An 18729-nucleotide genomic window follows, 5' to 3' on the forward strand; every position below is an offset into this window, starting at 1 on the left:
AGCGTCCGAAAATCCATGAGATGGCCATATATTCGATTGCCTCGCAGGAATCGACCGCAGGTGCGGGACCCGGCCGGTCATCGGCGGCCCGGATCGGGGGATCCGGGTGCCTCAGCGCAGGGCCGCGGGGTGGGTGACGGCCTCGATGAGGCGGGGGGCCAGGGCCGCGGCCTGGGCGCGGATCTCGGGGACCGCCGTCGTCTCGTACCACTTGCCGCGCAGGGGCGGGCCGAGGGTGAAGACGTGGTCGGACGGGCGACCGGTGGTGTCGAGGACGGCGCCGTCGCCGTCGGCGTCCAGGCCGAGCCCGAGCGGGCCGGGGCGGATCACCCCGTCGGCGAGCAGGCGGGCAAGGAAGGGGTCGCGGTCGGCCCCGGAGGCGGGGCCGGTGCCGTTGACCAGCCAGTCGACCCGCAGGTCGCGCCGGACGTCGCCGTCCTCCACCGCGACGGTCAGCCCGTCCGGAGAGCATGTCACACCGGAGATGCCGACGGCGTTCGCCGCCCCGGCCGCGCCGACCGGGCCTATGACGCCTGCCGCGCCGACCGGGCCTATGGCGTTCGCCGGGCCGGCCGCGCCGATCGGGCCCGCGGTGTGGACGGCGCTGACCACTTGGCCGCGCAGTACGCGTAGGCGGCCGGTGGCGCGCAACTCGTCGACGAGGGCGGCCGTGGCGGGGGCGAGGCGGTGGCGGTGGATCTCCCAGTAGCGGGCCACCAGGCGCAGGAACCGGCGCTGGTCGCCGGGGGCGAGCCGTGACCACAGGTCCGGGACGCGGGGCCGCAGGCCGTCCACCACGGCGTGCCAGTCGCCGTCGTTGTCCCGGACGGCGCTCCTGACGGCTCGCAGCAGCCGGGCGAGCGTGAGTGGGCCTTCGGGGACGGGCGCGGGGACGGGCGGGGGCGACGGGTGCCGGTGCGGCCGGGGCAGAAGGCCGTGCCGGGAGACGGCGTACACCACCGCGCGCGGGTCGGTCCCGGTGACCGTGAGCGCGATGTCCACCATGGTCAGGCCGGTGCCCATCACGAGCACCGCGCCGTCGCGGACGCGGCCGAGCGCGCCCGGCGCCCACGGGTCGGCGATGTAGCGTTCGCCGGTGTGCCCGATGAGGCCCGGGGGCGTGGCCGGGGAGGGGTTGCCCGTGGCGAGCACCAGCGCGTCGCCCTCGATCACGCGCCCGTCGGTGAGGCGCACGTGGAGTGGACGGCCGGTGGCCGGGCGGGCGAGCGAGCAGGCCGTGCCGGTCACCCGGGTCAGCCGCCGTTCGGGCGCGGCGCGGCGCGCCTCGGTGTCCAGGACGTGGCGCAGGTAGCGTCCGTACGCCTCGCGGGGGAGGAAGTCGGACCCGGCGACGTCCAGGCCGTTCGCGTGGGCCCAGGCCAGCAGGTGGCCGGGGTCGCCGTCCACGGCGCTCATCTTCTCGGCGCAGGCGTTGAGCAGGTGACGCGGGTCGGTGGTGGCGTAGGCCTGCCCGAGCGCGTGGCGCCCGTCCCGGTCGACCAGCACGACTTCCAGCGGTGCGCCGTTCGCCGGCGCGCGGAGCAGGTGGATGGCCGCCAGGCTTCCGCTGGCGCCGCCGCCCACGATGACGACCGCTGGAGGGTGAGGCACGTGCTCAGAATAACCCTGTATACCTACATGACATAAGGGTTATAGCTCAACTCCGGGTTGCGGGTGGGTGAAGTTTTGCGTCGTATGCCCGATTTGCTGGCCTGGGGTCAGCAGGCGCCGCGCGGGTGCGGGCCCTGCCGGCCGGGGACGGTGCGCCAGTCGCTGGAAACGACGGTCGCGCTCGGGCAGCCAAGGGAGTTGGCCCGCGCCGGGCTCGCGCCAGGGCCCGCGTCGGGGTCGGGTCGTAGGTGTCCAGCGCGGGGGAGACGCTGTGCGCGTCGGTGAGCGTGGTGAAGTACGGGCGGTAGAACGCCCGCTGGTCGCCGCTCGGCCCCGCGAAGGACGTCGCCGTGCCGTCGAACACCACGAACCGCGGACGCACGTCTCCTCGTAGCCCAGGCGCGGGTCGCCCGAGCCGTACGCGGCTCGTCCGCACGCGCGTTCGCGGTCCCCGGCCCGGGGCGTGGGCGTGGCGCGGGCGGGAAACCAGACGCAACCAGACTTCCGCCGACATGGACGGCGTTCCAGCCCACCCGCCCCCGGAAATGCGCGTTCGGGACGCTCCGCGCCTCGCGGACCGTGCGACGCCCGTCACGGCGTCCCCGTTATTTGGGTGGCCCATATCCGGCCTGAATATGAGCGGTCCGATTTCCGGATTTCCGAGATCCGAGGTCATCGTGGCTGGCCAGGCCGGTGATGGCGGTGAACGGCCGGGCATTTTCGGGTGCGGCGAGGCTGGTGCGGACGACCGGTTTCCCGAAGTGTCCGCACTAGTAACGGCGGGTTTCCTGACGCTGCCGGGAGATTGAATCATTGACCAATCCGAAGCAACAATGAGAAACCCTCTTGCCCGCTTTGTCGTCTCATTTCTAGGTTCGTGGCCATGAGGGCTGCCGCACGCGCGCGAGGGGACCGCCATGACGGACGATGAGCGGTCGTGGCGGCATCCGTCCGCGCAGGCCGCCCACCGGCTGAGCCGTGCCCTGGAACGGCACGGCATCACGGGCGAGGTCCACGAGGGGCGCGGGCTCGCGCTGGTCAGCGTGTGGGTCGACCTCGTCGCGTGGACCGACGGCTCCTGCTTCTGGTGGTCGGGTGCCGTGACGGCGGGCAACCGCAGGAGCTACAGCTACAGCCCCGCCGACGACCCGGTGACCACGGCCCGGCGGGTCGCCGAGCGTTACGCCCAACTCCGCCGGCAGTCCGAGGCGGATCGGGGCCGGGAACCCGCGCATCAGGAGGCCGCGCCTCGGGAAGTGTGGCCTCAGGGGGATCGGCCCCATGAGGACCGGCCCGCGGAGGGCCGAGCGTAGCGGGATCGCTCCGCGGGCCGCGCATCTGGCCGGCGGTCGTCGGGGATCGCCGAACCATGGCCGCTCGTGCGCGCCCATTCCCCACTTGTCCGACCAAACGATCGATGATCACGGCTACCGGACGTCCGACTGCCTAGCATCGCCGGACGGCAGCAGGTCATACGGCCGGTTCGGGCGGGCCTCGCCCGCCCGAACCGGCCGCCCGGCCCCTGCCGAGAGGGTGACGACCAGGTCGAGGGGTTCCTGTGACAGATCGTCGGCTGGGCCCGGCCCAGGGGACGGCGATGTGCGTGGGGGCGGATGCCCGGCCGCCGCTCGGTGGCCCGGGGGACGGTCACCCGGTCGCGGGCCGGGGCCGGAGCGAACGGGTGAGCAGGCCGGCGAGCTCGGCCAGGCCGGTGAGCGGCACGTCGCCGGGCAGGCCCCTGAGGGAGGCGACCGTCGCGCCCGCCGCCCACCCGGCCGCCGTCCCCGGGGTGCTGTCCTCGACGACCAGGCAGCGGCCGGGGTGGACGCCGAGCCGGGCGGCGGCGAGGACGTAGCCCTCGGGGTCGGGCTTGCCTGCCGTCACGTCCTCGATGGTGAGCAGCACGGGCGGGTCGATGCCGGCCGCGCCGAGACGGGCCTTGGCCAGCCGCGCGTCGGCGCTGGTGACGACCGCCCACGGCAACGCCAGGTCGCCGAGCGCGGCCACCAGTTCCCGCGCGCCCGGTGCGGGGACCACGTCGGACAGGTCGTCGTACTGCAGGGCGAGCTGGCGGGCCGCCGCGGCGGCCACGGCCGTCTCCTCGGCGCCGGGCAGCAGCCGGCGGACCGTGAGGATGGACGGGCTGCCGTGCATGATCTCCAGTACCGTCCCGGCGTCCACGCCGTACTCGGCGGCCCACACCCTCCACCCGCGTTCGACGGCGGCGTCGGAGTCCACGAGCGTGCCGTCCATGTCGAGCAGGACGGCCTCGACGTGCGTCAGATCCATGTCCACCCCTTCCGGTTTATACTCGTGGCACGAGCATAAGGTGGTGGACACGGCGGATGGCAAGCGACGGGCCCCGGCGATCCGGCGACGCCGCTCCGGGAACAGGGACCGGCGACCGGCCCGAGCGCGCCCGCACCGCGCGCTGGCGCACCGCGGCCGACGTGCTGGCCCGGGTCCGCGGGGAGCCCGGCATCACCCGCGCCGAGCTGGCCCGGCGGCTGAACCTGACCACCGGGTCGGCCACCGAGATCACCGCGCGGCTGCGCGAGCTGCGCCTGCTCAGCGAGACCCCGGCGCCCGCGCGGGGCCGCGGACGGCCGACCACCGTCCTCGCGCCGCACCCCTCCGGCCCGCTGGTCCTCGCGGTCGACCTGCGCCAGGAGGACTGGCGGTGCGGGCTCGCCTCGCTGGACGGGCGGATCCACGACCTCCGGCAGGGACGGCACGCCGGCCGCGAGCCCGGCGCCGTCCTCGGTGCGCTCGGCGAGGTCGTCGCCGGCGCGTGGCGACGTCACGGCGACCGGCTGCGCGCGGTGTCCCTGGCCGTACCCGCCACCGTCCGCGACGGCCGGATCGTCCAGGCGTCCGGCCTCGGCTGGGGGCCGGTCGAGCTCGGCGCGCTGACCGCCCGCTCGCGTCTGCCTCTGCTGGTCGGCAACGACGCCACCCTCGCCGGGGTGGCCGAGGCGCGCACGGGGGCCGCCGCCGGGGCCGGGACCGCGCTGCACCTGCTGGTCGAGGTCGGCGTCGGCGGCGCCCTCATCGTCGGGGGCCGCCCGGTCACGGGCGCGGGCGGCACGGGCGGCGAGTACGGGCACATGCCCTTCGGCGACCGGGCGCTGCGCTGCCCCTGCGGCGCGCGCGGGTGCTGGGACCTGGAGGTGGACGGCCGCGCCCTCGCCCGCCACCTCGGCGCGCCCGCCCCGCGCGACCCGCGTACGTACGCCCGCCGGGTCCTCGCCCGGGTCGCGGGCCGGGAGGCCGCGGGGGACGGTCTCGACGACGTTCCCATCGAGGCGGCCGCGCGGGCGGCGGGCGTGGTCGCCGGGTCGCTGGCGGCGGGCATCGCCGGGCTGGTCAACGCCCATGCCCCCGACGTCGTCACGCTCGGCGGCCTGGCCGTCCACCTGCGCGCCGCCGCTTCCGCCCGCTTCGGCGCGGCCTACGCGGACGGACTGATGAGCTTCCGCAGGGACCTGCCCCCGCCCGTCCTCGACGCCGCGTACGGCGACGACGGCGCGCTGCACGGCGCCGTCGCCGTCGGCCTGGACCACGTCACGAGCGAGGCGGCGCTCGCGGCGTGGGCGGATGCTCTGTGATCTACACGCCGTGACTCAGAAGCTGTAGGGCCCGAAGCGGCCCCAGGCGACCAGGGCGGAGAGGACCAGCAGGACGACGTTGATCACGATGCCCTGGGGCTCGCCGCGGCGGCCGTGGACGACGATGGCGCCGATCATGGTGATCACGAGGCCGGTCGCGGCCAGCGGGGTCAGGATCGGGGCGATGCCGGTGGCGGCGGGGAGGATCAGGCCGAGGGCGGCGAGGAACTCGACCGCGCCGATGAGCTTGACCGTGCCGGCGGAGAAGTCGCCGACCCACGGCATCTGCGGGGCCAGTTGTTCCTTGGGACGGGTGGACTTCAGCACGCCGGCGAGGCCGAACGCCAGGGCCAGGAGTGCCTGAAGCACCCAGAGGAAGACGTTCACAGGGTCTCCTTCGAAGGGCCGGACGGGGAGGGTGCGGTCCAGGCGTGCCGGCCGCACAGCCTGGGGATCACCTCCGGAAAAGCGCGCCCGACCTGCGCGTCCGGAAGTCGAGGGGTTCCTCGGCTTTGGGAGCGTAGCACATAAGTCGAGGGTGGCCTCCAGTTGGTTACACTGGGGAAATGCCGCCCGACGACTCCGCTCACACCGCAGCCGCCCGGCCCCTCCGTCGTGACGCGCGACGCAACCGCGACGCCCTTCTCGCCGCGGCGCGCGCGGTCTTCGCCTCCGAAGGGCTCGACGCTCCGCTGGAGCAGATAGCCCGGCAGGCCGGCGTGGCCATCGGCACGCTCTACCGCAACTTCCCCACCCGCATGGAACTGGTCGAGGCGATCTTCCTCGAGAAGCTCGGCGCGTGGCTGGAGCACGCTGAGCGGGCGCTCGTCATGGACGACGCGTGGGAGGCGTTCGCCTTCTACCTGGAGCGGTTGTGCGAGCTCCAGGCGCACGACCGGGGGTTCAACGACCTGGCGTCCATGCGCTTCCCCGACGCCTCGTGCAGCGAGCGCGCCCGGGGCCGCATCTACGAGCTCAGCGTCCTCATCGTGGAGCGCGCCCAGGCCGCGGGCGCGGTCAGGCCCGACGTCACCGCCGAGGACCTCGCGCTCGTCGTGTGGGCGCACACGCGCATCACCGACGCCACGAGCGTGGTCTGCCCGACGGCCTGGCGGCGCCACCTCGGCCTGATGCTGGACGCCTTCCGCGCCGACCGCGCCCACCCGCTGCCCGAGCCGCCCATGCGCCCCGACCAGGTCTACAAGGCGATGGTCGACCTCGGTGGGTCCAGCACCTGCGGGGGCTGACCCTCGGCGCCGCGAAGGTCAGATCCAGTCCCTCAGGCGGAAGACGACGTACAGGATCGCCGACGCGACGAGGATCAGCAGGGTTGAGGTCCAGAAGCCGGCGGACTGCCCGAAGCCGGGGTAGGGGATGTTCTGCCCGTAGAAGCCGGTGATCATGGTGGGGACCGCGATGATGGCCGCCCAGCTCGTCACCCGCTTCATGATGTCGTTCATGCGGTAGCCCTGCAGGTTCAGGTGCGTCTCGTGGACGTTGCCCACCAGCTCGCGCAGCGACTCGGTCCATTCCGAGACCCGCAGGACGTGGTCGTAGATGTCCTGGTAGTAGGGCGCCATGTCCGGCTGGACCACGCGCAGGTCCGGGCGCATGAGGCCGTTGACGACCTCGCGCATCGGCACCACGACCCGGCGGAACCGCACCGTCGTCCTGCGCAGGTCGAACATGCGCCGCTGGATGCCACGCCCGTTGCCCGGATGGTCGGTGAACAGCGTGTCCTCGAGCTCCTCGACCCGGTCGTCCAGGGCCTGGGCGACATCGAAGTGGCCGTCGACGATGTAGTCGAGCAGGGAGTGCAGCAGGTACGACACGCCGTGCTTGGCCAGGCCCGGGCTCGCGTCCCAGCGCGCGGCCACCGCGTCGATGTCGAACGCCTCGTCCGAGCGCACCGTGACGAGCGCGTTGCGCGTCACGAACATCGACACCTCGCTGAAGCCGAGCGAGCCGGTGTCGTCGCCCAGCCTCACGGCGTACGCCACGATGAACAGGTGGCTCTCGTAGATGTCGAGCTTGGGCCGCTGGTGCGGATGCAGAACGTCCTCGATGGCGAGCGGGTGCAGGCCCAGCTCCTCGCTGATGACGGCCAGCTTCTCGGGCGGGGGAGAGCACAGGTCGAACCACACGGTGGCCGACGGATCCTCCAGGTGGTCGGAGACGTCGGCGATCGGGAAGCCTTCGGCCGCGAGGGCGCCGTCGCGATAAAGGCGTGTACGTACCATGTCCGCCAAGACTAGCCCCGCGGGTGGGAGGCCGGGGACGTGGCCGCGCCGCGTCCACTGCAGGCTCTTATCGATTATGAAAACCATTGCTATCATGCTGAGGCACGGCGCCCCTGCGACCGGAAGGCCCACTGGTCGCAGGGGCGCCGTGTTCATGGCCGCGCCTCCGGCGCGGCGGTTCGGGGCGCCTTTGGGCAGGCGCCCCGAACGGGACTCAGAGGGTGATGCTCCAGGAGTCCAGGAAGCCGGTGTCCTGGCTGTACTGGTCGGCGACTTCTAGGGTCCAGGTTCCGGCGGCCGTCTGGCTGACGGGGACGGAGTAGTTGCGGGTGCCGAAGGAGGTGCAGGAGGTGCCGCCGCTGCTCTTGACGGTGTAGTAGGTCCCGCTCGGGCCGCGCAGGCGGATCCGCAGGTCCTCGGCGCAGGTGTGGCTGATGACGATCGTGAGCTGGACCGGGGAGACCGCGGTGCCCGAGGCGGTCGAGGTGACCGGGCTGTTGATCGTCGACAGGTCGTTGATCGTGTAGTTCGTGTCGTTGCGGAACGTCCGGCCGCCGGTGGTGCCGACCGTCAGCGTGTAGGTCGCCGTGTGCGTCACGGACCCGGTGCCGGTGACCGTCACGCTGTAGCTGCCGTTCGGCGTGGACGTCGAGGTGGAGATGGTCAGCGTCGAGGACCCGCCCGAGGTGACCGAGGTCGGGCTGAAGGTGGCGGTGGCGCCGCTCGGCAGGCCGGAGGCCGAGAAGGTGACCGTCTGCGCGCTGCCGGAGGTCGTCGCCGTGGAGACGGTGGCCGTGGCCGAGCCGCCCGCGGTGACCGAGCCGGAGGTCGGGCTCAGCGAGATGGAGTAGTCGTTGCCGGGGGTGCCGGAGCAGGTGGGCTCACCGGACTGCACCGGGACGCTGACGGCGTTCCAGGCGGCCTTGGTGGCGGCGCACTCGGGGCTGCTCGCGCCGTACAGCTCGACGGCCGCGGCCAGGGAGGCGGTGCGGACGTTGGCGTACCGCCAGGTGGAGGTCTTCCGGCTGAGCGCGCCCATGAAGATCTTGCCGGCCTTCTGGATGCTGATGCCGGTCACCGACGAGGGGCCGCCGGAGCAGATCGGGCTGTTGGGCTTGCCGCCGCCGGGGCTGGAGCCCTCGGCCAGCAGGTAGAACCAGTGGTTCAGCGGACCGGCCGCCGCGTGCACCTCGGTGCTCGGGATCGAGGACGAGTAGCAGTTGGGGTCGCCGTTGGTCGACGGGTTGTACATGTACCGGATCGGGCCCTGGCCGACGAGGTTGACCTCTTCGCCGACCTGGTAGTCCGGCGGGTCGTTGGGGTTGTTGGCGTACGCCTCGGTCAGCGCGCCGAAGATGTCGCCGGTGCCCTCGTTGATGCCGCCGTTCTCGTTGCCCGACCCGGCGCCGCCCGGCGTGGTCTGGAAGATCGCGTGGCCGAACTCGTGCGCCACGACGTCGATCGGGGTGGCCTGGCGCGCGTTGTCCTGCGAGTGGCCGAAGTTGGTGTAGCTGCCGTTCCAGTACGCGTTGACGTCCGCGAGCCCGACGCGGACCGGGAAGCCGCCGCCGCTGCCGTTGATGCCGCTGCGTCCGAGCCAGTCGCGCAGCATGTCCCACTCGCGCTGGACGCCGAACAGGGCGTCGACGCAGGCGGTCTCCAGGTTGGTGCCCGACCCGGTGCCCCAGGCGTCGTCGGTGCCGGTGTAGGTCGTGCCGTTCTGGCCGCCACAGCGGATGCCGCTGCGGGTGCTGTCGGCCATCGAGAACGAGCTGCCGGAGCCGCTGGTCTGGATGGTCACCGTGCCGTAGTAGTACCCGTTGCCGGTGCCGGCGCGGACGTCGTCGTAGGAGTCGGCGATCGCGCCGCTCTTGGCGTCCACGAAGACGTGCTGGATGCTCGGCTTGCCGTTCGCGATGCCGGCGACCGTGGCCTCCCAGGCCAGGCGCGGCTGCGCGCCCCAGGCCAGGACGACCAGGCGAGGGCTGCGGCTGTCGTCGACGCGGTCCAGCTTGGTCTTGGCGGTGGACAGCGCCTGGTCGGCGCTCACCGTGGCGTCGGTGGACAGGCCGGCGGTCGGCGCGGCGGCCGACTCGGTGTCGCGGACGCGGCCGGCCGAGTCGGTGACGACGACCGCGTCGCCGCCGACCACGGGCAGGCCCTTGTAGGACCGCGCGTAGGTCGCGTAGAACGAGCCCCCGACGCTGGGGGTCACGCCGGTGCGGGTGAAGACTTCGTCGGTGCCTCTGCGGAGGGCGTCCAGCTGGCTGGCGACGGCCTGGTCGGCCGCCAGCGTCGCGCGCTGGATCGGGTCCGCCGCCAGGGGCGTGGCCGTGAACCCGGGCGGGGGCTTGGCTGCCGCGGGGGTTGCCGGCGCCGCGACGGCCACGACGGCCAGCCCTGCGGTCACCGCGAATAGAGCTCTGCGCCTCATGCGCGATTTCCTTTCTAGTGCCTCCGCCACCGCGTCGCTCGCCGTGGACGCGTGCGGCGGTCGTCACGCCGCCGGGCATCGTCGACCGGGGGAGTGAGTGAAGGGATCTTGGGGGGTGATGAGACAAAGGGGAACGGCGTGCGTCCGCCGGTTTGGGGGGTGACCTGGCCGGGGCGGGCCGTGTCCGGCGGAGATGTCCGTGCGGGTGAAGCGGCTAGGGCGGTAAGTGGGGGGCTGTCTCCACAGCGCTCCTTAACTCGGCTCAGGCGGGCCGCGGTGAACTGACCTGTGCGTGACGCTAGGTGCCGCTTCACGTTCTGAACATCCGTAGTGACATCCGTACATCTACGGAAAAATGCACTGAACGAACATCAACGACGGTCTGCAAATTAAGTGGATGTATCGGCAGATGTGGTCGATGATGCCGACGGAAGGGGCCAGAGGGCCCGGACGCCGTCATCGGGGGTGTACGTGATCGATTCCACCGGCCGGCCGAGCGCCACGGACATGCCCGTCCGCAGGCTCGGCCTCGGTGACCTTCGCGACTGCCTGCTGCTCGCCATCGACCGGCAGTGGCTGCCGGAGGAGGCCAAGTGGAGGCTGCTCTTCGAGGTCGGCGAGGTGTACGGGATCGACGACCCCTGCGGGGGCCTCGCCGGGACGGTGGTGCTCGCCCGCTACGGCCGCGACCTCGGCGCCGTCAGCATGGTCCTGGTGGCGACCCGGTACGGCCGCATGGGGCTCGGCCGCCGGCTCATGCTCCACGTGCTCGACCGGGCCGGGGACGCGACCGTCTTCCTCTCGGCCACCGAGTACGGGCGCGGGCTGTACCAGAAGCTCGGCTTCCGCGCGGTCGGCGAGATCGTCACCCACATCGGGCACCTGCGCCCCGAACCCGAGGACTTCAAGCACGACGGCCTGCGCCCCGCGCGCGACGCCGACCTCGCCGCGATACGGGGCCTGGACGCGCACGCCTCCGGCGCCCCCCGCGCCGACCTGATCACCCGGCTGTCCTCCATCGCCGAGCAGACGCGGGTCGCCGAACGCGGCGGCGAGGTCGTCGGCTTCGGCGCGGCGTGGCGCAACGTCGACAACGTCGTGGTCGGCCCGGTGATCGCCGACAGCACGGCCATGGCCCGGGGGCTGATCGCCGGGCTGGCCTCCGAACTGCACGGCCCTGTACGCCTGGACCTCGGCGCCGGCGAGGCCGGCCTCTCCGGCTGGGCCGCCGCCCGGGGGATGCCCCCGGCCTTCACCACCACCCTGATGACCCGGGGCGGCCCCCTCCCCGGCGCCCGCGCCCGCATCTACGCCCCGGTGATGCTGGCCCTCGGCTGAGCCCATGGCCGCGCCTCCGGCGCGGCGGTCCGGGGCGCCCCGGAGGCGGTGTAGAGACGGGCGTGTCATTGCTCGGCGTGTCGGCATGACCCCGATAACCTGCTTTGTCACCCGCCACGGAGATTCACGGGCGCCAGTAGCGGCCGAGTCGGCACGATCTACCCCTGTGGTCTGGTGGAATAGCGTGTTGTGAGTGGTCAGACCTACCGCCTGGTACGCAGGGGAAGCGCGGGACAGGCGACGCCTCCCGTGCTCGACGAGAACCAGCGCGCGGTCGTCGGCCACCGGGGCGGCCCGCTGCTCGTCCTGGCGGGCCCCGGCACCGGCAAGACCACCACGATCGTCGAGAGCATCGTCGAGCGCGTCGAGCGGCGCGGCGTCGACCCCGAGCGCGTGCTCGTGCTCACCTTCAGCCGCAAGGCGGCCCAAGAGCTGCGCGAGCGTATCACCGCCCGCATGCGCCGCACCACGCGAACGCCCCTCGCGCTCACCTTCCACAGCTACGCCTACGCGCTGCTGCGCCGGGAGGCCGTCCTCGCGGGCGACCCGCCGCCGCGCCTGCTCACCGGCCCCGAGCAGCTCCTGGAGATCCGCCGCCTGCTCCACGGCGACCTGGAGGACGGCGCGCGCCAGTGGCCGCCCAGCCTGCGCGAGGCGCTGAAGACGCGCGGGTTCGCCGAGGAGCTGCGTGACTTCCTGGCCAGGGCCGCCGAGCGCGGCCTGGACGGCCCCGACCTGGTGGTGCTCGGCCGTGAGCACGGCCGCGCCGACTGGGTGGCGGCGGGCCGCTTCGCCGGCCGGTACAACGACCGGTTCGACCTCGACCCGACGCCCGCCCTCGACTACGCCGAGCTGATCCGCGCCGGCGCCGGCCTGCTGAGCGACCCCGAGGTGCGCCGGCGCGAGCGCGGGGCCTACGACGTCGTGTTCGTGGACGAGTACCAGGACACCGACCCGGCGCAGGAACAGCTGCTGCGCCACCTCGCCGGCGACGGCCGCGACCTGATCGCCGTCGGCGACCCCGACCAGTCGATCTACGGCTTCCGCGGCGCCGACGTCCGCAACATCCTGTCCTTCCCCGAGCGCTTCCGCACGGCCGACGGGCGCGAGGCGCCGGTGGTCGCGCTGCGCGTCTGCCGCCGCAGCGGCGCTGGCCTGCTGGCCGCCTCCCGCCGCCTCGCCTCCCGCCTGCCCGTCCCGCCCAGCCCCGGCCGCGGCGCCCGTCCCCATCCCGACAGCCACCGCGACCTGCTCGCCGTCGACACCGCCGACCCCGGCGAGGTCCGCGTCCTGCTCGCCGACAGCGAGACGCAGGAGGCCGCCGTCGTCGCCGACACGCTGCGCCGCGCCCACCTGCTCGAAGGCGTCCCGTGGTCGCGCATGGCCGTGCTCGTGCGCTCGGCCACCCGCCAGGTGCCGATGCTGCGCCGCGCGCTGCTGTCCGCGGGCGTCCCCGTCGTGATCATGGGTGACGAGGTCCCGCTGATCCAGGAGCCGGGCGTACGGCCGCTGGCCACGCTGCTGCGCGTCGCGCTGCGTCCCGAGACCCTCGACGTCACCACGGCCGAGGAACTGCTCACCGGCCCGCTGGGGGCCACCGACGCGATCGGCGTGCGCCGCCTGCGCCGGGCCCTGCGCGTCGCCGAGCTGGAGGCGGCGGCCATCGACACCGGCACGCCGTCCCCGCCGCCGCGCTCCTCCGACGACCTGCTCGTCGCCGCCCTGCGCGACTCCCGCGAGCTCACCTCGATCGAGCCGCACGTCGCCGCCTGCGCCGAGCGCGTCGCCGCGCTGATCAAGGTCGCCCGCGCGGCCGTCGACCGCGGCGACACCGCCGAGGAGGCCCTGTGGGCGGTGTGGCAGGCGTCCGGCCTGCCCGAGCGCTGGACGGACGCGAGCGTCGCGGGCGGGGCCAGGGGCGCGCAGGCCGACCGCGACCTCGACGCCGTGGTGGCCCTGTTCGACCACGCCGCCCGATTCGTCGACCGCCTGCCCCACGCCGGCGCGGGCGTCTTCCTCGACGACCTGGTCTCCCAGGAGATCGCCGGCAACACGCTCGCCGCCCACGCCCCCGACGGCGACGCCGTCCGCATCCTCACCGCCCACCGCTCCAAGGGCCTCGAATGGGACGTCGTCGTGGTCGCGGGCGTGCAGGACGGCGTGTGGCCGGACATGCGGCTGCGCGGCTCCCTGCTCGGCATCGAGCAGCTCGTCGCCCTGTCGGAGGGCTCGGTGCTCGACGGCGTGGACGCCGCCACCGCCGCCCTCGCCTCCAAGCTCCTCGCCGAGGAGCGCCGCCTGTTCTACGTCGCCGCCACCCGCGCCCGCCGCCGCCTGGTCGTCACCGCCGTCGGCGGCGAGGACACCGACGAGCGGCCCTCGCGCTTCCTCGCCGAGCTGATCCCCGGCGCGGCCGAGGGCGCCAACATCGACGAGCGCGCCCGCTGGCTCAGCATGTCCTCCCTGGTCGCCGACCTGCGCGCCGCCGTGTGCGACCCCACCCGGTCCGAGGCCGTGCGCAGGGCCGCCGCCGGCCACCTCGCCCGCCTGGCACGCGCGGGCGTCCCCGGCGCCCACCCCGACGAGTGGTACGCGCTCACGCGCATCTCCGACGACCGTCCCCTCACCTGGCCGGACGGCATCGTCCGCATCTCGCCGTCCACCGTCGAGAGCTTCACCAAATGCGGCCTGCGCTGGCTGCTGGAGACCGCCGTCGGCGCGTCCGGCACCGACATGTCGCGCAGCCTCGGCTCGGTCATCCACGCCGTCGCCGTCCTCGCCGCCGCCGGGCAGGAGGGCGACGCGCTCGGCAAGCGCATCGACGAAGTGTGGGAGGAACTGGACTTCGGCGGGCTCTGGTACAACCGCAAGCAGCGCACGGTCGCCGAGCAGATGCTCTCCCGGTTCCTCACCTGGCACGAGCAGAACCCCCGCGAGCTCGTCGCCGTCGAAGAGGCGTTCACCGCGATGCTGTCGGAGAACGTGCAGATCAAGGGCCGCGTCGACCGCGTCGAGCGCGACGGCGACGGCCGGGCCGTGATCATCGACCTCAAGACCGGCACCAGCAAGCCGTCCGACCACGACCTCGACCGGCACCCTCAGCTCGGCGTCTACCAGCTCGCCACCCTCCTCGGCGCGTTCGAGCGCCACGGCCTGACCGAGCCGGGCGGCGCGGCCCTCGTCCAGCTCGGCAAGGCGGCCGGCAAGGAGGCCAAGCTCGCCCGCGAGCAGGTCCAGGGGGCCCTCGGGGACGATCCCGAGCCCGGCTGGGCGGGCGAGCTGGTCGACACGGTCGCGACCGGCATGTCCTCGCGGGTCTTCACCGCCACGGTCAACGACGGCTGCCGCACGTGCGCCGCCAAGGCGAGCTGCCCGGTCAACGACGCGGGGGGCCGGGTTTGCTAGGCCCCAGCGCGCCCGGCGCCACCCCCGGCGCCGAGGGCGTGCGCGCCGCGCTCATCGGCCCCGCCGAGCTCGCCGACCGGCTCGGCATCCCGCCGCCCACCCCCGAGCAGGCCGCCGTCATCGAGGCGCCGCTCGGCCCCATGGTGGTCGTCGCGGGCGCGGGCTCCGGCAAGAGCGAGACCATGGCCGGGCGCGTCGTCTGGCTGGTCGCCAACGGGCTGGTCAGGCCCGAGCGCGTGCTCGGCCTGACGTTCACCCGCAAGGCCGCCGCCGAGCTGGCAGCGCGCGTCCGCAAGCGGCTCACCCGGCTCGCCGAGGTCGGCCTGGCCCCGGCCGAGCTGCTCGACAGCGAGCCCACCGTCTCCACCTACCACGCCTACGCCGCCCGCCTGGTCACCGACCACGCGCTGCGCGAGGCGCTGGAGCCGACCATGCGGCTCGTCACGCCCGCGATCTCCTGGCAGATGGCCTCGCGCGTGGTCGGCCAGTACGACGGGCCCATGGACCGCGTCGACCTGGCGCCGTCCTCCGTCACGGCGGCCGTGCTCGACCTCGCCGGTGAGATGGCCGAGCACCTGCGCGGCCCCGGCGACGTGCGCGAGGTCGGCCGCTGGCTCGCCGAGCGCCTGGCCGCCGTCCAGGGGCGCACGACGCTGCCGCAACGGCGGCCGGTGCGCACGCAGGAGATCCGCGAGCAGTTGCTGCCGCTCGTCGAGGCGTACGAGCGGCTGAAGCGCGCCCGCGAGGTCATCGACTACGGCGACCAGATGGCGCTGGCGGCGCGCATCGCCGACCGGCATCCGGACGTCGGCATGATCGAGCGGGGCCGGTTCTCCGTCGTGCTGCTGGACGAGTACCAGGACACCAGCCACGCGCAGCTCGTCCTCCTGCGCGCCCTGTTCGGCGGCGGCCATCCGGTGACGGCCGTCGGCGACCCCTGCCAGTCGATCTACGGCTGGCGCGGCGCCTCCTCGGGCAACCTCAAGCGGTTCGTCCGCGACTTCCCCACGGCCAACGGCGAGCCGTCGCCCGTGCGCCGCCTGTCGGTCAGCTTCCGCAACGGCGAGCGGGTCCTGGACGTCGCGGCGCGCGTGCAGGTGCCGCTGCGCGCCGAGGCCCGCGAGGTTCCGGTGCTCGTCCCCGGCGTCAACCGGACCGGGCGCGGGCGCGTCCTGTGCGCCTTCCACGAGACCGCCGAGGACGAGGCCGCCTGGATCGCCGACGGCGTCGCCCACCTGCTCGGCCAGGAGACCGCCCCCGACGGCCTGCCGTGGGGCGAGGGCGAGCGGGACAAGGTGAAGGCCAAGGCCGGCGCGTGGGGCGGACCCGAGGCCCTCCAGCCGCAGGACTTCGCGATCCTCGCCCGCAAGCGGTCCCAGTTCCCCGCGCTGCGGCGCGCCCTGGAGGCCAAGGACATCCCCGTCGAGGTCGTCGGCCTCGGCGGCCTGCTCACCGTCCCCGAGGTCGCCGACGTCGTCGCCACCCTGCGCGTGCTGTACGAGCCCGCGGCCGGCGACTCGCTCGTACGCTTGCTCGCCGGGCCGCGCTGGCGCATCGGCGTCGCGGACCTGAAGCTGCTCGGCGACCTCGCCCGGGAACTCACCGTCTCCCAGCGCGGCGGCCCCGACGACCCCCTGGAGCAGGTCGTCAGTGACATGGCCGCCGAGCGCGGCAGCCTCGTCGACGCCCTCGACGAGCTGCCCGACCGTCCCGAGTGGCTGGAGCCCTTCTCGCCCCTCGCCCGCGAACGGCTGCCGCGCCTCGCCCAGGAGCTGCGCGTCCTGCGCGCCCACGCCGGGCAGCCGCTGCCCGACCTCATCTCCGAGGTCGAACGCCGCCTCGGCCTGGACATCGAGGTCGCGGCCCGGGGAGGCGGGCCGCTCGCCGCCCGCGCCGACCTGGACGCGTTCCTGGACGCGGCCTCCCGCTTCGCCGGCGACGCCGAGGACCCGACGCTCGGCGCCTTCCTCGCCTACCTCCAGGCCGCCGAGACCGAGGAGTTCGGCCTTGAGGCCGGGCGGGTCGGCGAGACCAACAGCGTCAAGCTCATGACCGTCCACGCCTCCAAGGGCCTGGAGTGGCCCGTCGTGATCGTGCCGGGGCTCTCCCAGGTCACCACCCAGGCGGGCGGGCTGGCCCGGGGCAGCGTCTTCCCCGCCACCCCCGCGACCAACTCCCGGTGGACCGAGAACCCGCGCAAGCTGCCCTACCCGTTGCGCGGCGACCGCTCCGACCTGCCCGCCCTCGAAGGGCTGGAGAAGGACGACCTCGCCGCGTTCGACGAGCGCTGCCGCGAACGCGACCTCATGGAGGAACGGCGCCTGGCGTACGTCGCCGTGACCCGGGCGCACTACCTGCTGATCGCCTCCGGGTACCGCTGGGGGTCGGCGGCCAAGCCCCTCGACCCGTCCGACTTCCTGCTGGAGATCCGCGACGCGACCGGCCAGGTCGCCTCCTGGGCGCCCGACCTCCAGGAGGACGCCGTCAACCCCCTGCTGGCCGAGCCCCCGTCCGAGGAGTGGCCGGTCACGCCGCACGGCGAGCGGTACGAGGCCGTGCGCGGCGGCGCCGACATGGTCATGGACGCCATCAACGGCGACGTGTGGCTCCCTCCCGGCGACGCCGGCCCCCTGAAGGACTGGGAGCAGGAGCGCGTCCGCTCGTGGGCCCGCGACACCGAGCTGCTGCTGCGCGAACGCGACCAGGCCCGGCGGCGTGGCGGCGCCGTCGTCGACCTGCCGGTGCGGCTCACCGTCTCGTCCCTGGTCACCCTCGCCTCCGACCCCGCGGCCCTGGCCCGGCAGATCCGCCGCCCGCTGCCCCACCGCCCCGCGCCGCTCGCCCGCCGCGGCACCGCCTTCCACCGCTGGCTGGAGGGCCGCTGGGAGCAGCAGCGCCTGATCGACGACTTCGAGCTGCCCGGCGCCGCCGACGACCTTTCCCCCACCGACCTCCAGCTCGCCGAGCTGCAGCAACGCTTCGAGGAGAGCGTGTGGGCGACCATGGAACCGGTCGACCTGGAGGTCCCGTTCGAGACGGTCATCGCCGACCGGGTCGTCCGCGGGCGCATGGACGCCGTCTTCCCCGACGGCGACGACGGCTACGTCATCGTCGACTGGAAGACGGGCGAACCCCCGCGCGGCCGCGGCGCCCGCGCCGCCTCCGTCCAGCTCGCGGCCTACCGCCTCGCCTGGTCCCACCTCGCCGGCGTCCCCCTCACGAAGGTGAGCGCCGCCTTCCACTACGTCCGCGCCAACGAGACCGTCCGCCCGGTGGACCTGCTCGACGCGGGCGGCCTGATGAAGCTCATCGAAGCAGTCCCCGAGGACAAGTGAGACCCGGGGCGCGCCGGATCAAAGGGTCTCGCCGGGCGGGCAGACGCCGGGCGGTCGGAGTTCACGGCTTCCCGGGGACGGGATGGCGGGCGGGCAGGACTGGTCACGGGTCAGCAGCGTGAGCCAGCGGATCACCTCGGAGACCTGGCCTACGGGAAACTGGAACACCGGCCGGTCGTCGCCGGGGGTGACCAGGAAGGCCGTTCCCCAGAGTCTTGTGCGGACGATGACCTTCGCGCGTCCGTGTCCGTCCGCGCCGTAGACGATCAGCTCGGGGGGGTTGTAGGCGCGCCGCGGCGGAACGGTCTCCGTGCCGATCGAAAGGCGTATCCGTTTGCAGACCAGGGACCGGATTCCTTCTCCGGCCAGGTGACGGTGCAGGATGGCGAGCAGTTCGGCGTCCTCGTCGGCACGCCTTTCCGAGACGGTGTCAGAGGTGCTCATCGATCTGGGCCCATTCTTCGTCGGTGGGGGAGGGGAGTCCGAGGGCCAGGGCGGCGTTGGTGAGGTCCGCGCGGCCGAGTCCCTGGGCGCGCATCGCCCGGATGGCCCGCTGCCACGCCCGCTCGAACTCGGCCGACCGGCGCATCGTCTCGCGGGCGCGGCGTGCGGTCACCCGGACGGCGTAGCAGGCTGATATGTCCGCCGCTCGGCCGGAGGGCGATCTGTCGGCATTTCGGCCGACGCTGGGGAGGCAGAGGTAGATCATGCGGGCCCCGCGATGCTCGGGCGGCCGCAGGGGCCGTGGGGTTCGCCCT

The 18729-nt window shown here is 73.8% G+C and carries 13 protein-coding genes; 6 read left to right on the forward strand and 7 right to left on the reverse strand.

All coding sequences use genetic code 11. The features are described 5' to 3' along the window. Nucleotides 1-111: 111 nt before the first annotated feature. Complete coding sequence (locus tag DQ384_RS20905) at nucleotides 112-1611, reverse strand: FAD/NAD(P)-binding protein (RefSeq protein ID WP_114030536.1); 1500 nt, start codon at nucleotides 1609-1611, stop codon at nucleotides 112-114. A 917-nt stretch (nucleotides 1612-2528) separates the two neighbouring features. On the opposite strand from DQ384_RS20905, the gene DQ384_RS20910 reads away from it, so the two are divergent. Continuing rightward, nucleotides 2529-2924 carry a hypothetical protein gene (locus DQ384_RS20910; RefSeq protein ID WP_114030537.1) on the forward strand — a complete coding sequence of 132 codons (396 nt, stop codon included), beginning with the start codon at nucleotides 2529-2531 and terminating at the stop codon, nucleotides 2922-2924. 334 nt (nucleotides 2925-3258) lie between these two features. Here the strand turns inward: DQ384_RS20910 and DQ384_RS20915 are convergent, their stop codons facing one another. Next, nucleotides 3259-3900 carry an HAD-IA family hydrolase gene (locus DQ384_RS20915; protein ID WP_114030538.1) on the reverse strand — a complete coding sequence of 214 codons (642 nt, stop codon included), beginning with the start codon at nucleotides 3898-3900 and terminating at the stop codon, nucleotides 3259-3261. 56 nt (nucleotides 3901-3956) lie between these two features. On the opposite strand from DQ384_RS20915, the gene DQ384_RS20920 reads away from it, so the two are divergent. Next, nucleotides 3957-5219: an ROK family transcriptional regulator gene (locus DQ384_RS20920; RefSeq protein ID WP_114030539.1), complete on the forward strand. Its 1263-nt coding sequence runs from the start codon at nucleotides 3957-3959 to the stop codon at nucleotides 5217-5219. 15 nt (nucleotides 5220-5234) lie between these two features. Here the strand turns inward: DQ384_RS20920 and DQ384_RS20925 are convergent, their stop codons facing one another. After that, on the reverse strand, nucleotides 5235-5606 hold the full coding sequence (locus DQ384_RS20925) for a DoxX family protein (RefSeq protein WP_114030540.1): 372 nt from the start codon (nucleotides 5604-5606) through the stop codon (nucleotides 5235-5237). 179 nt (nucleotides 5607-5785) lie between these two features. Between DQ384_RS20925 and DQ384_RS20930 the strand changes: the two genes are divergently transcribed. Further along, the gene (locus DQ384_RS20930) at nucleotides 5786-6466 is read left to right on the forward strand and encodes a TetR/AcrR family transcriptional regulator (RefSeq protein WP_114030541.1); all 681 of its coding nucleotides are present in this window, start codon (nucleotides 5786-5788) and stop codon (nucleotides 6464-6466) included. An 18-nt stretch (nucleotides 6467-6484) separates the two neighbouring features. Here DQ384_RS20930 and DQ384_RS20935 read toward each other — a convergent pair whose 3' ends face one another. Together DQ384_RS20935 and DQ384_RS20940 are read right to left on the reverse strand one after the other, a co-directional pair. Continuing rightward, on the reverse strand, nucleotides 6485-7459 hold the full coding sequence (locus tag DQ384_RS20935) for a magnesium transporter CorA family protein (RefSeq protein ID WP_114030600.1): 975 nt from the start codon (nucleotides 7457-7459) through the stop codon (nucleotides 6485-6487). Nucleotides 7460-7673: 214 nt separating this feature from the next. Then, nucleotides 7674-9893 carry a M4 family metallopeptidase gene (locus DQ384_RS20940; protein WP_114030542.1) on the reverse strand — a complete coding sequence of 740 codons (2220 nt, stop codon included), beginning with the start codon at nucleotides 9891-9893 and terminating at the stop codon, nucleotides 7674-7676. A 471-nt stretch (nucleotides 9894-10364) separates the two neighbouring features. Between DQ384_RS20940 and DQ384_RS20945 the strand changes: the two genes are divergently transcribed. The 3 genes from DQ384_RS20945 to DQ384_RS20955 all read left to right on the forward strand — a co-directional run bounded on the left by DQ384_RS20945 (nucleotide 10365) and on the right by DQ384_RS20955 (nucleotide 17971). Then, entirely contained in the window at nucleotides 10365-11231 is an 867-nt protein-coding gene (locus tag DQ384_RS20945) for a GNAT family N-acetyltransferase (RefSeq protein WP_147268851.1), read from the forward strand. Nucleotides 11232-11420: 189 nt separating this feature from the next. Continuing rightward, on the forward strand, nucleotides 11421-14636 hold the full coding sequence (locus DQ384_RS20950; protein WP_245966655.1) for an ATP-dependent helicase: 3216 nt from the start codon (nucleotides 11421-11423) through the stop codon (nucleotides 14634-14636). Then, a complete protein-coding gene (locus tag DQ384_RS20955) occupies nucleotides 14630-17971 on the forward strand; it encodes an ATP-dependent helicase (RefSeq protein WP_245966656.1) in 3342 nt (1113 codons plus the stop codon). Before DQ384_RS20950 ends, DQ384_RS20955 begins: the two co-directional genes overlap by 7 nt. An 18-nt stretch (nucleotides 17972-17989) precedes the next feature. Here DQ384_RS20955 and DQ384_RS20960 read toward each other — a convergent pair whose 3' ends face one another. Beyond that, nucleotides 17990-18415 carry a hypothetical protein gene (locus tag DQ384_RS20960; RefSeq protein WP_114030545.1) on the reverse strand — a complete coding sequence of 142 codons (426 nt, stop codon included), beginning with the start codon at nucleotides 18413-18415 and terminating at the stop codon, nucleotides 17990-17992. Continuing rightward, a complete protein-coding gene (locus DQ384_RS20965; protein ID WP_114030546.1) occupies nucleotides 18402-18587 on the reverse strand; it encodes a hypothetical protein in 186 nt (61 codons plus the stop codon). Before DQ384_RS20965 ends, DQ384_RS20960 begins: the two co-directional genes overlap by 14 nt. Nucleotides 18588-18729 lie beyond the last annotated feature (142 nt).

This window comes from Sphaerisporangium album (assembly GCF_003323745.1).
GTDB classification, from domain to species: Bacteria; Actinomycetota; Actinomycetes; order Streptosporangiales; family Streptosporangiaceae; genus Sphaerisporangium; species Sphaerisporangium album.